The sequence below is a fragment of the Noviherbaspirillum sp. genome, from assembly GCF_035944575.1.
Lineage (GTDB): Bacteria > Pseudomonadota > Gammaproteobacteria > Burkholderiales > Burkholderiaceae_D > Noviherbaspirillum.
Window position 1 is genome coordinate 34,891 of record NZ_DASZBA010000170.1, and the last position, 12,860, is coordinate 47,750.

The following is a 12,860-nucleotide window of genomic DNA, read 5'->3' on the forward strand; positions in this document are numbered from 1 at the left end:
CCTGCGCGGGAATGACGGAGGTGATGGATCACCGGAGACACTTCGTCGCCCCGGATTTCCCTCTGCAAAACCCTGTGCGGGAATGACATCAAAGAGATATATTAACCACCCACCGCCACCATGCCCGACACTTACCAAAACTACCCCCGCGACATGATCGGCTACGGCCGCAACGTCCCCCACGCGCAATGGCCCCATGGCGCACGGATCGCGCTGCAGTTCGTCCTGAACTACGAAGAAGGCGCAGAAAACAGCGTACTGCACGGCGATCCGGCATCGGAGACATTTCTGTCGGAAATCATCGGTGCACAGGCATTTCCGATGCGCCACATGAGCATGGAATCCTTGTATGAATACGGATCCCGCGCCGGCCTGTGGCGACTGCTGCGGATGTTCGAGGAACGGCGGCTGCCGCTCACCATCTTCGGCGTCGCGATGGCCCTGAAACGCCATCCGGAAGCAACCGCCGCCTTCGTTGAACTGGGTCACGAAATCGCCTGCCACGGACTGCGCTGGATCAGCTACCAGAACATCGATGAGGCGACTGAGCGCGCTCACATGGCGGAAGCGGTGGACATCATCCGCGACCTCACCGGCAGCCCGCCCGCCGGGTGGTACACCGGCCGGGATTCGCCGAATACCCGACGGCTGGTGGTGGAACATGGCGGCTTTGCCTATGATGCCGATCACTACGGTGACGACTTGCCATTCTGGCAGGAGGTGGAGGCACGTGGTCACGATGGGGTAATGCGCAGGAGGCCGCACCTCGTGGTGCCCTATACGCTCGATACCAACGACATGCGCTTCGCCGCCATGCAGGGCTTCAACTCGGGCACCCAGTTTTTCGATTATCTGAAGGACGCGTTCGACGTGCTGTACCGCGAAGGCGATCCCTCCGGCCTGGACCGGCCGAAGATGCTGTCCATCGGATTGCATTGCCGCATCGTCGGACGGCCGGCGCGCGCCGCCGCGCTGGCGCGCTTCCTGGACTATGTGCAAATGCACGATAAGGTATGGATCACGCGCCGCATCGACATCGCCAACCACTGGCGCGCCACCCATCCATTCACTCCACGGGATATTGCATGACCATCACGCTCGACTTCCTGAACCGCTGTGATGCCGATGCGTTCGTCCAGGCGCTGCAAGGCATCTATGAGCATTCGCCGTGGATCGCGGCACGTGCCGCCGGCGGGCGACCATACGGGCAAGCCGCTGCGCTGAAGCTGGCCCTGCAGCAGGTGGTCGCCACCGCTACCGGGGATGAACAGCTTGGACTGATCCGTGCCCATCCGGAACTCGCCGGCAAGGCGGCCGTGGCCGGCGCGCTTACGAAAGAATCGACCGATGAGCAGGCGCGCGCCGGTCTGCGCAATTGCAGCGAGCAGGAATTTGCGAAGCTGCAGGCGCTGAACACCGAGTACAACCGGAAATTCGGCTTCCCATTCATTCTTGCCGTGAAAGGCCCGGATGGCAACGGACTGGGCCGCAGCGCCATCATTGACACATTTTCCCGCCGGCTGAAAAACCGGCGCAGCGACGAGATCGCGGAAAACCTGCGGCAGATCGGCCGCATCGCGGAGCTGCGCCTGAACGACCTGCTCGGCGTCAGGCCGGAATTCGGCGGCGAAATCCTGGCCCGGGCCGACATGCTCGCGCAGTGGAGCGATGACGAAAGCGCCCTCACCTGCGCCTACATGACCGAGGCGCATCGCCGCGTCGCCGCGCAACTGGCGCAATGGATGCGCGACGCCGGCATGCAGGTTGCCGTCGATGCGGTCGGCAATGTAGTCGGCCGCTACCTGTCGGACGATCCGGATGCGAAGACACTCATCACCGGTTCCCATTACGACACGGTGCGCAACGCCGGCAAGTACGATGGCCGCGAGGGCATCCTGCTGCCGATCACAGCGGTGCGGCACCTGTACGAGCGTGGCGAGAAGCTGCCGTTCCACCTGGAAGTCATCGGTTTCGCCGAAGAGGAAGGCGTACGTTTTCAAAGCACCTTCCTCGGCAGCAGCGCCGTTGCCGGCCTTTTCGACATGGCCTTGCTGGACAGGAGCGATGCGGCAGGCATCACCATGCGCGATGCGCTGCAGGCGGCCGGCCACGAGCCAGGCGCCATCCCTGCCCTCGCCCGCGACCCGTCCGGCCTGCTCGGCTTCATCGAGGTGCATATCGAGCAGGGACCGGTGCTGCTTGAGCAGGGCTTGCCGGTCGGGGTGGTGACGTCGATTGCGGGCAGCAACCGCTATCTGCTGGACCTCGCCGGCACGGCAGGACATGCCGGCACGACGCCGATGACAATGCGCAAGGATGCGGCAGCGGCAGCAGCCGAAATCGTGTTGTACGTGGAGCGCCGCTGCAGCCGTGAACCGGCGCTGGTCGGAACGGTCGGCCAGTTGCAGGTGCCGGAGGGCTCGGTGAATGTGATCCCCGGCGCTTGCCGCCTGTCGCTCGACATCCGTGCCGCGGACGATGCAGTGCGCGAGGCGGCGGTAGCCGATGTACTGAAGGAAATCGAGGCCGTTTGTGCGCGCCGCCGGATCGACTTCGAGCTGACGCCCATCGTATCGGCGCAGGCGGCGCCCTGCGCGCCGTGGCTGATGGAGCAACTGGAAGCGGCGGTCGCAAGGCATGGGGTCCCGCCCCTGCGCCTTCCTTCGGGCGCCGGTCATGACGCGATGATGATGGCGCGCATCACTGATGTCGCGATGCTTTTTACCCGCTGCGGCAATGGCGGTATCAGTCATCATCCGCTGGAAACCATGACCGCCGACGATGCCGATCTCTCGTGCCGCGTGTTTCTCGATTTTCTTCGCAACTTCATGCCAAGCATGTCCGCGCCTGCGACACCGTAGAAATTTCCGTTAAAAGGCGCAATAACATTGCCATCACGCAACATCTTTGACTAAATCAAAAGATGTTGCAGTGCATCTTGTTAATTTAAAACTCTCATTCTATGATGCAAAACCGAACGACGTTAGTTTTGTTCGAAAGCACTATTCACCACCTGTTTTCTGATCAGGCAGACCAACTTACCCAGAAGGAGCCCACCAGCCGTCCATCATTCTTCCCGCACCCTCGCAAGAAGCACACTGCAAAAAAAATAATTCACAGGAGACAACATGCAAAACCGCTTCATGAAGTGGATCGTCGCTGCTTTGGTGACGATCGTCGCACTGCCGGCCCCGTCCTGGGCTGCCGGTTATACCCAGACCAAATACCCCATCGTGCTGGTGCACGGCCTGTTCGGCTTCGACCGCATCGGCCTGGTCGAGTACTGGTACGGCATTCCCGCCGCGCTGCGCAGCGATGGCGCACGCGTCTATGTGGCGCAGGTGTCCGCCACCAACAGCACCGAAGTGCGCGGCGAGCAATTGCTCAGCCAGGTCAAGCAGATCATCGCCGCGACCGGCGCCGGCAAGGTCAATCTGATCGGCCACAGCCATGGCGGCCCGACCGCGCGTTATGTCGCATCGGTGCGGCCCGACCTGGTCGCGTCGGTCACCAGCGTCGGCGGTGTCAACAAGGGTTCGAAAGTCGCTGACATCCTGATCGGTGTCGCACCGGACGGCTCGCTGTCGAACGCGGTGCTGGCCTCGATCACCAACGGCCTGTCGCAGATCATCAGCTTCCTGTCTGGTGGATCGGGCCTGCCGCAGAACGCCAACGCGGCCAACGTATCGCTCAGCACCGCCGGTTCGCTGCGCTTCAACCAGACGCATCCCTACGGCGTGCCGACCACCGCCTGCGGCGAAGGCGCATACCAGGCGCGCGGCGTGCATTATTTCTCGTGGAGCGGCGCAAAGCCCTATACCAACGCGCTCGACATCGTCGACCCGGCGCTGGCCCTGACCGGCCTGGCATTCGGCTTCGCGAAGAACGACGGCCTGGTGAGCAGCTGCTCCAGCCGTCTCGGCCGCGTGATCCGTGACGACTATGCGATGAACCACCTGGATGAAGTCAACCAGACCATTGGCCTGACCAACATCTTCGAAACCAATCCGGTTACGGTGTACCGTCAGCAGGCAAACCGCCTGAGAAACCTCGGCTTGTAATCCATTCGAATGATAAAAAAATCCACATCCGTGTGGCTTGGGGCGGCGGCTGCGGCCGCCGCCGTTTTCATCTACCTGCTGTCGCCCTCCGGTGAACCACCCGCCGCACCCGCAGCGTCGACCGAGCAAAACCTGTTTCCCTTCGTCCGCTCTTTCGAGGGCACGCGGCCCGACGGCCGGATCGAGGTCGACGGCGAAGACCTGGTGGTCAGCGCGGAACTGGTGCGCCTGTTCGACTACTACCTCGCCGCCATTGGAGAAAAACCGCTGGACGCCATCCGCAAGGAAATCGAACTGGAACTGGACCGCCGACTGAAAGCACGTGCCGCCGGACAGGCAAAGGAACTCCTGGCGCGCTATCTCGATTACAAGCGCGAACTGGTGGAAGTGGAAAAGAACAGCCAGCTGGCCGGCGGCACGCTGCAAGCCATCCGCGGCCGCCAGGCGGCGCTGATGCAGACCCGCGCCCGCTTCTTCAGCGACAAGGAAAGCCAGGCGATGTTCGGTCTCGAAGACGCCTACGACAACGATGCGCTGGCAAGGCTGGAGATCGGCCTCGACACATCCCTGACGGCCGAGCAAAAGCAGCAAAAGCTCGCGGCGCTCGATGCCGCATTGCCGCCTGCACTGCGGGAAGCCCGGGAAGAACCCTTCAAAATCGTGCGGCTGGAGGAATCGGCAAACAAGATGCGTGCCGAAGGCGCCACCGAAGACGATATCTACCGCATGCGCGCCGCCGCGCTGACGCCGGAAGCAGCGGCTCGCATGGCGGAAGTCGATCAGGAGGAATCCGCCTGGAAGGCGCGCATCGCCGCCTACCTCGCGCAGCGCAACCAGTTCATCGCCAGCAATCCGCGGCTGCCGGAATCGGAGCGGGAGGCGTATCTGGACCAATTGCGGCAGGCGCAATTCAGTGAGGATGAGCGGAAGCGGCTGGGGGCGTATGAGTGAGCTGAGCGTAGTCAAAGCTGACAGGCGTAAGGCTTCACAAAAAAATTGAGACGCGACCAGGTTAGTGCAAAGAGGCTGTGGCCGTTGAATTCCGCTTGGACGGCTGCCGGAAAAGAGCGCACCAAAGCGGATAAAGAAGCGAAACCTGTCTGAGCCGAAGGCGAGTTTGTTTCGCTTCCCGCTTTGGTGCGCTCTTTTTCGGGAACCCGAAAAGCAGCGTCCCCGCGGTCGCCTTTTTTGCTTACTTTTTTGGCGAAGCAAAAAAGTAAGTGGCCCGCCGGGGCCAGTCCCGGCTAGTCTCTTCGGAGAGTCGCACGCGTCGCAGCACCGGAGAATCTCCGTCGCCCTGGATTCCCGCCTTCGCGGGAATGACAGGCTGATGTATTACGAGAGACTCTCCGTAGTCTTAAACTCCCCCTTTGCAAAACCCTACGCGGGAATGACAAAAACGATCATCCCTACCGCCTCCTCCCCAACCAAGCCGTAGCCCCACCACACACCGCAATGATCCCCATCCCCACCCACGCCCAGAAATCCGGCGCATGCCGAAACACCATCCAGCTCATCACCGCCGCAAACCCGATCTGGGTATAAGTAAACGGCATCAGCGACGCCGCCCCCATCCTGCTGAACGCCATGATCAATAACAGATGGCCGGTAGTGCCGATCAGCCCGAGCGCGCAAAGAAGACCGATCTGCGCCGCAGACAGGCTCGCGAACGTCGCCGGCAGCGCGTCTCCCTGCGACAACAGCAAGGGCGCCAGAAGGACTGTCCCGATGACGCCGGTATAGAACTGCGTGGTATGCGGATTCTCCAGCGCGGCCAGACGGCTGGTCAGCAGACTGTAGGCGGAAGCAGCCACCATCGTCACCAGCGCTACCAGGGCGGAGGCGCCGAACAAGCCGCTGCCGGGCCGTATCACCACCAGCGTGCCAATGAAGCCGCCGCACACCAGCAGCCAGCGTACTTTCCCCACCGGCTCGTTGAGGAACCATGCCGAGATCGCGGTCACCAGCACCGGCGACAGCATGACGATGGCGGTGAATTCCGCCAGCGGCAGCAGCTTCAATCCGAAAAACGCCAGTGCGCTGATGGACAGAAGGAGCACGCCGCGCAACAGCTGGAAACCCGGATGCCCGGTGCGGAACCCGCGTACGCCATATTTGCGCCATACCCACAGCGTCATCACGCCGGCCTGCAAGGTATAACGCGACCACAACACCATCACCACCGACATGAAAGCACTGAGATATTTGGTGCCGGCATCCATCGTCGCAAACAGCAGCGCGGACAGGACGATCATGCCGATGGCGGAAGTGGAATGGCGTGCGGGAGACTGAGGCATGGCCGTCATGATAACGGAGGACGGCCCGTGGCGATGCGGACGTAAGGCTGTCGATTGCACCTCTGATCGCTGCATTGCCGACACGATAACCGGTCGCGGATGACGGAATGACAAGAGGCGCGGGAACGGCCGTTATCAACGATGACACAGGCGCCGATTCATTCCTATACACCCGCATTGCCTGTGGTTACAATCTGCCCGATATCCTGAGCGCGAACCCGCAACCAAGACATGACAGCCGTTGCACTGAAATTCCAACACATCGTCAAACGCTACGGAAAAAAGACCGCGCTGCGCGGCGTCAGCCTCGACATCGGCAGCGGAGAATTTTTCGGCCTGGTCGGCATGAACGGCGCCGGCAAGACGACACTCATCAAATGCCTGTTCGACTTCTGCGCCGTCGACCAGGGCGAGATCGATATCTTCGGCGTCAGCAACCGCCGCACCGAATCGCGCCGCCCGATCGCCTTCCTGCCCGAACGCTTCATGCCGCCCTATTACCTGACCGGCCGCGATTTTCTCGGCTATGCGCTGAAGCTGCAGGGCATCGCTTACGACCAGGCGGAAGCGGAAGCGACGCTGCGTTCGCTCGACCTCGATCCTTCTGCGCTGACCCGCCCCGTGCGGTCTTATTCAAAAGGCATGACGCAGAAGCTCGGCCTGTCGGCCTGCTTCATGGCGCGCAAGGATCTGTACATCCTCGATGAACCGATGAGCGGGCTCGACCCGAAGGCGCGCGCGCTGCTCAAGGCGCGCCTGCAAGCGATGCGCTCGTCCAACCGCACCCTGTTTTTCAGCTCCCACGCCCTCGCCGATGTCGAGGAAATCTGCGACCGCATGGCGATCCTGCATGACGGCGAACTGCGCTTTGTCGGCTCGCCGGCGCAGTGTCGGGCCGAGTTCGGCGCCGATACGCTGGAGCAGGCATTCATGAAATGCATCGCATGACCGAATCGCAAGCCGGGCTCGCGCGCCATGCGGCGTTGACGAACTTCCATCTGAAAGCCAGACACCCATGTACCTTTCCCACTTCGGCCTGAACCAATCCCCGTTCGGCATCACGCCCAATCCGGCGTTCTTCTATGCCGGAAGCAAGCGCGGCGAAATCCTCGAAGCGCTGATCTACGCCGTCTGCCACGGCGAAGGCATCGTCAAGGTGACGGGCGAAGTCGGCAGCGGCAAGACCATGCTGTGCCGGATGCTGGAAAGCCTGCTTCCCGCCAACGTGGATGTGATCTATCTCGTCAACCCCACGCTGGCGCGCGACGAAGTGGTGTATGCGATCGCCTCCGAGCTTGGTATCGCCACCAGCGGCCTGCGCCCGGATGAAGTGATCCGCCTGCTGCAGAGCGATCTGATCACACGGCATGGGGCGGGACGGCAGGTGGTGCTGCTGGTGGAGGAGGCGCAGGCGATGCCGCTCGAAACGCTGGAAGAAATCCGGCTGTTTTCCAATCTCGAAACCGCGCATCACAAGCTGCTGCAGATCGTGCTGTTCGGCCAGCCGGAACTGGAAGACAGCCTGAACCTGCCGAGCATGCGGCAGCTGAAGGAACGCATCACCCACAGCTTCAAGGTGCCGCCGCTGCCGCTGGACGTGATCCCGGAATTCCTGATGTTCCGCATGCGGGCCGCCGGCTACCGCGGTCCGGATGTATTCAGCAAGGGCGCGGTGCAGCTGATCGCGTCGGTATCGGAAGGGATCGTGCGGCGCATCAGCATCCTCGCCGACAAATCGCTGCTCGCCGCGTTTTCCGACAACAGCCATGCCATCCTGCCGCAGCATGTGAAGGCCGCGATCCAGGACAGCGAGTTTTCCAACACCGCGTCGCGGAAATGGCGGCGCAACGCAGCGCTCGGTGCGGCGATGTTCGCCGGACTGGTGGCCGCCGCGACGGCCGGCTGGAGCCTGCGCCCGGTGGCGGCACCGGCGCCCGTGGCTTCGGCATCCGTGCCCGTTCCTTCAGTATCCGCAGCGCCGGCTGCGACCGCTTCATCCGCGCCGTCGCCTGCGACACCGCCGGTAACAGCAGTGGCGCAGGATGAAGCGCCGGTTTCCGCACCGGCTGCCCCCGCCCCACCACCCCTTGCTTCCAACCCATCCGCCAGCGCGCCGCCCGCAACGCCGGCACCGCCGGCACCGCTTGCCCCCTCCGCGGCGTCGCTGCTGCAGCAGCGCCTCGCCGCGACCCGCGCCCTTCTCGGCAAGGACGGGCAGGACAGGATGTACACGGTACAGATTGCGCTGATGGCCACCGACAGCCCCGCGCAGGTAGAGCGCTTCCTGCGCAAGGCGGAAGGCAAACTCGGCGCGGACCGCCTGTTCGTGTACCCGACCCGGATCGGCGAAGAAACACGTTACGGCGTTGCCTACGACAGCCTGGCTTCCCGCTCGCAGACGATGGACGCCATCGCGAGCCTGTCGAAGGAATTCGGCTACCGCCCGCAGTTGCGCACCTTCGGCGGCATCCGGGCGGAGATCGAGCGGTCGAAGGCGGAATCGTTGTGGGATAGATAAGTATTCCTGTGGCTTAGCCGCACAGGCGTGCGAATTCATTCTGCCGGGAAAGGTTTTCTGACATAGAATTGGCTGGCTGCAACAGTTTGTTACAGCGTTCCGCCTACAAGAACCAACGACAAAACGCGAATGATCAAAGCGGCCACCTCTCTTTGCGGATGCCTCCTGCTGACGGCTTGCGGAACGCAGCCGGCGGCACCGTCTGCCGGCCATCTGATGCAGGCACCCCAGGCAGCCGGGAGCATTCCACAGCCGGTGCAGCAAAGCCCGGCCCTCAGGCCACCCAAACCGGCGCCGAAAGCGGAAACCTATAGCGTCACGGTGCACAAGGTGCCGGTCCAGTCGCTGCTGTTCGCGCTGGCACGGGATGCGAAGCTGAATATCGATATCCATCCGGACATCGAAGGCTATGTCACCCTCAATGCGCTGGACCAGACCCTGCCACAGCTGCTGAACCGGATTTCCAGGCAGGTGGACATGCGATACGAACTGGACGGCCCGAACCTGGCGGTGCTGCCGGACGCGCCGTTCCTGCGCAACTACCGGATCGATTACGTCAACATTTCGCGCGACAGCAGCAGCAACGTCAGCATCGCGACCCAGATCAGCTCCACCGGCACCGACAATGGCATCGGGACCGGCGCCGGGGCGGGTGGTGGTGGCGGCAACAATAATTCCACCACCTCGGTGACCAACAGGTCGAACAACCGTTTCTGGGAAACGCTGGTCCAGAACATCAAGGACACGCTGCGCGAAACGGACAAGATTCTTCCTGACGGCGATGCGCCGGCGGAACAGGACGCCGCGGCGCCCGCCCCCGGAGCTGCAGGTGCGCCGGCACGGGGCACGGCACCGAAGGCCGGCACCACGCCGCGTCGCAACACCTTCCGGGAAGCCGCATCGGTGATCGCGAATCCGGAAACCGGCCTAATCGCGGTACGGGCCACCGGCCGCCAGCATGAGAAAATCCAGGAATTCCTCGACCTCGTGATGTCGAGCGCCAAGCGGCAGGTACTGATCGAAGCGACCGTGGTCGAAGTGCAATTGAACGATCAGTACCAGCAAGGCATCAACTGGTCGCGCGTGGGTTCCTACGGCGGCAGCCCCGCTTCCATGACGGAGACGATAGGCGGCAGCGTCAACCTGCCGTCCGGCGTGATCACCGGCACCACGCCCGGCCTGCTGACCCTGCGCTATGCGAATCCCACGTCCAGCCTCGGCAACATCGCCGCCACCATCCAGCTCCTGGAGTCCTTCGGCAAGGTGAAGGTACTGTCGAGCCCGAAGATCAGCGTGCTGAACAACCAGACCGCCCTGCTGAAAGTCGTCGACAACCGGGTCTATTTCACCTTCAGCTCTGTCACCACCTCGGGGCAGGTCGGCATCGCGCCGCTGACCACCTATACATCCGAAGTGCATACGGTGCCGGTCGGTTTCGTGATGAGCGTGACGCCGCAGATCGCCGAAAGCGACGAAGTGACGCTGAATGTGCGGCCGACGATCTCGCGCATCATCGGCTATGTGCAGGACCCGAATCCGGCGCTGACCACCGCATCGACACCGGTGGTCAGCAATGTGCCCGTGATCCAGACGCGGGAGATGGAATCCGTGCTGAAGGTATCGAGCGGCCAGATCGCCGTCATGGGCGGACTCATGCAAGATTCGATCAACAATGCCAAGGACGCCATTCCCGGTGTGAACAATGTGCCGCTGCTGAGCGATGTGCTGGCCTACCGGAATGAGAACGCAAGCAAGACCGAGCTGGTGATTTTCATGCGGCCGGTCGTGGTGAAGGACGCCAGCCTGAACGGCGACTATCGCGAGTTCCGGGATTACCTGCCCAACCGCGACCGGCCGCTGAACAATCCGCCCTACGGAACACCAGCGCCCGTACCCTCGCTTGCGCCGCCCGCGGCAAATGGAGCCGGCTGATGAGCTTGTTGATGCAGGCGCTCAAGAAAGCCGAGCACGCGAAGCAGAACCAGGACGTGCCGCGCGACCCCTTGCCGGTTGCGGAGCCAGTGGTTGCCGGGAAGTTGGCGGAAATGTCGCTGTTTCCGATGGAGGCCCCGCCGCTGCAGCATCAGCAACCGGAACCGGCGCTGGAACCGGTCATCGACATCGCACCGCCTCTTTCCGCCGCCGGACTGGCTGCGGAACCGGCATTAGCGCCGGTCGTACCGCCTTCCGCCGGGCTTCAGGTGCAGGATGCTCTCGCCGCGCCAGGCATGAACGAAGCCGCGCAAGCGATACCTGCCGCCGCTGCCATGCAGCACGACCCCCTTGTTTCGACCCCGGCTGCAAGAACCGAACCGGTGCAGCCCGCAAGGAGTCCTGCCAACAGGGTCACGCAGCAGGACGCCGCGGAACGGCAGCAGGCACTCGACGACAGCAAGAAAGTACTGCTCGCCCAGCAACAGGCAAAGGCGGTGTTTTCATCGAAACAGACAGGAAAAAAGCGGCGCGCCGGCACCCTGGCAGGATTGGGACTGGCAGCCATCGGGCTGTTCGGCGGTGTCTTCGCCTATTACTACTGGCAGCTCTCCGGGACCGCCATGAACCAGTATCCCGCCGTCGTGGCCAGCCCGGCACCCGCCTCCGCGCCGCCGGTAGAGAACACCGTTCCGCCAGCGGGCGGCGAAACCCCCGAAGCGGCCGCGCCGGTGCCTGCGGTTGCTGCGGTTGCCACGGCAGCGCAGCCCGGACAGCCGGATGTGCCCGCCAGGATGCCGCCGTCCGGGACGCCAACCCCGCAAGCCGCCGCAGCGATGGACAACGCGGTGCGCAACGACGCCAGGGCGTCAGCCGCCCTTCCTGCGATTGCAGCCGCTGCAGCACCTGCTGCCGCCCCCGCGCCCGCAGGTACGGCAGCCAGGGAAAAACGCGCTCCGGCCGAGGATGTCGCTGCCGAGCAAGCGCTGATCCAGTTCAAGCCGGGCGCCAGGGTTAGTACGGCCAATCCCGGCCTGGATCAGGCCTATCAAGCCTTCATCGCCGGAGACCTCGGTGCGGCCCAGCAGCAATACGAGCGGGTGGTGCAGCGCGAGCCGAACAATCGCGACGCCCTGCTCGGTCTTGCAGCGATTGCCGTCAAGCGCCAGCAACCGGAACAGGCCGCATCCCATTACGTCAGGCTGCTGGACGCCGACCCCGCGGACGGCGAAGCGATCGCCGGGCTGGTCAGCCTGAACCAGGGCGACCCGAACCAGAACGAAAGCCGGCTGAAGAAAGTGCTGGCGCAGAATCCGCAGTCCGGCGCGGTGCTGTTCGCGCTCGGCAACCTGTATGCCCAGCAATCGCGATGGGCGGATGCGCAGCAAACCTATTTCCGCGCCTACACGACCGCGCCAAACAACCCGGATTACGCATTCAACCTCGCCGTCAGCCTGGACCGGCTGAACCAAGGCAAGCTGGCACTCGATTACTATCGGCGCGCCCTGGCGCTGCATTCGGCAAGCCAGGGCAACTTCAGCCCGGCATCGGTCCAGGGACGGATCGCCGAATTGCGCGCCGCGGCGGATCAATAATCATGCATTCAAGCCGTTCGTAACCCCACCATGGCAGACAAACCGAAGCTGCCCCTGGGCACCCTGCTGATCCAGAAGGGCGTGATCACCGAGGACCAGCTGCGCATCGCGCTGACCGAGCAGAAGCGCAGCGGCATCCCGCTGGGCAAGCTGCTGACCCAGCTCGGCTTCGTGACCGAAGCGATCGTGCGCGAAGCGCTGAGTGAAAACCTCAACCAGCAAAGCACCGACCTCAACAACATCGTCGTCGACGCCGCCGCGATCAAGCTGATTTCCAAGGAAGTCGCCAAGCGCTACCGCGTCTTCCCGATGGTGTACGACAAGCAGCAGCGCACGCTGATGCTGGCGATGGCCGATACCAGCAACATCGTGGCGCTGGACCAGATCAGCGCGATGCTCGGCAAGGACATCGGCGTCAAGCCGATGCTGGCCGGCGACTCCGAGATCACGCGGGCGA

9 protein-coding genes and 1 pseudogene are annotated in these 12,860 nt (G+C 63.2%); 9 read left to right on the forward strand and 1 reads right to left on the reverse strand.

The features are described 5' to 3' along the window. Positions 1 to 120 precede the first annotated feature (120 nt). From puuE to VGU61_RS12175, 4 genes are all read left to right on the forward strand, one after another. Positions 121 to 1,089, forward strand: coding sequence for an allantoinase PuuE (puuE, locus tag VGU61_RS12160; RefSeq protein ID WP_326859392.1), 969 nt, complete (start codon positions 121 to 123; stop codon positions 1,087 to 1,089). Then, positions 1,086 to 2,861, forward strand: a complete 1,776-nt coding sequence (locus VGU61_RS12165; protein WP_326859393.1) for an allantoate amidohydrolase — start codon at positions 1,086 to 1,088, stop codon at positions 2,859 to 2,861. Before puuE ends, VGU61_RS12165 begins: the two co-directional genes overlap by 4 nt. A gap of 267 nt (positions 2,862 to 3,128) precedes the next feature. Next, positions 3,129 to 4,061: a triacylglycerol lipase gene (locus tag VGU61_RS12170; protein WP_326859394.1), complete on the forward strand. Its 933-nt coding sequence runs from the start codon at positions 3,129 to 3,131 to the stop codon at positions 4,059 to 4,061. A 9-nt stretch (positions 4,062 to 4,070) separates the two neighbouring features. After that, positions 4,071 to 5,012 carry a lipase secretion chaperone gene (locus tag VGU61_RS12175; protein WP_326859395.1) on the forward strand — a complete coding sequence of 314 codons (942 nt, stop codon included), beginning with the start codon at positions 4,071 to 4,073 and terminating at the stop codon, positions 5,010 to 5,012. 458 nt (positions 5,013 to 5,470) lie between these two features. Here the strand turns inward: VGU61_RS12175 and VGU61_RS12180 are convergent, their stop codons facing one another. Next, entirely contained in the window at positions 5,471 to 6,367 is an 897-nt protein-coding gene (locus tag VGU61_RS12180) for a DMT family transporter (RefSeq protein WP_326859396.1), read from the reverse strand. Positions 6,368 to 6,589: 222 nt separating this feature from the next. Between VGU61_RS12180 and VGU61_RS12185 the strand changes: the two genes are divergently transcribed. From VGU61_RS12185 to VGU61_RS12205, 5 genes and pseudogenes are all read left to right on the forward strand, one after another. Further along, positions 6,590 to 7,306, forward strand: coding sequence for an ABC transporter ATP-binding protein (locus tag VGU61_RS12185; RefSeq protein WP_326859397.1), 717 nt, complete (start codon positions 6,590 to 6,592; stop codon positions 7,304 to 7,306). A 67-nt stretch (positions 7,307 to 7,373) separates the two neighbouring features. After that, entirely contained in the window at positions 7,374 to 8,876 is a 1,503-nt protein-coding gene (locus VGU61_RS12190; RefSeq protein WP_326859398.1) for an ExeA family protein, read from the forward strand. A 216-nt stretch (positions 8,877 to 9,092) separates the two neighbouring features. After that, complete coding sequence (locus VGU61_RS12195) at positions 9,093 to 10,808, forward strand: type II and III secretion system protein (protein WP_326859399.1); 1,716 nt, start codon at positions 9,093 to 9,095, stop codon at positions 10,806 to 10,808. Next, positions 10,808 to 12,403: a tetratricopeptide repeat protein gene (locus VGU61_RS12200; RefSeq protein ID WP_326859400.1), complete on the forward strand. Its 1,596-nt coding sequence runs from the start codon at positions 10,808 to 10,810 to the stop codon at positions 12,401 to 12,403. Before VGU61_RS12195 ends, VGU61_RS12200 begins: the two co-directional genes overlap by 1 nt. Before the next feature lie 30 nt (positions 12,404 to 12,433). Then, positions 12,434 to 12,860 (forward strand): annotated as a pseudogene (locus VGU61_RS12205) (secretion system protein E); the annotation flags it as partial.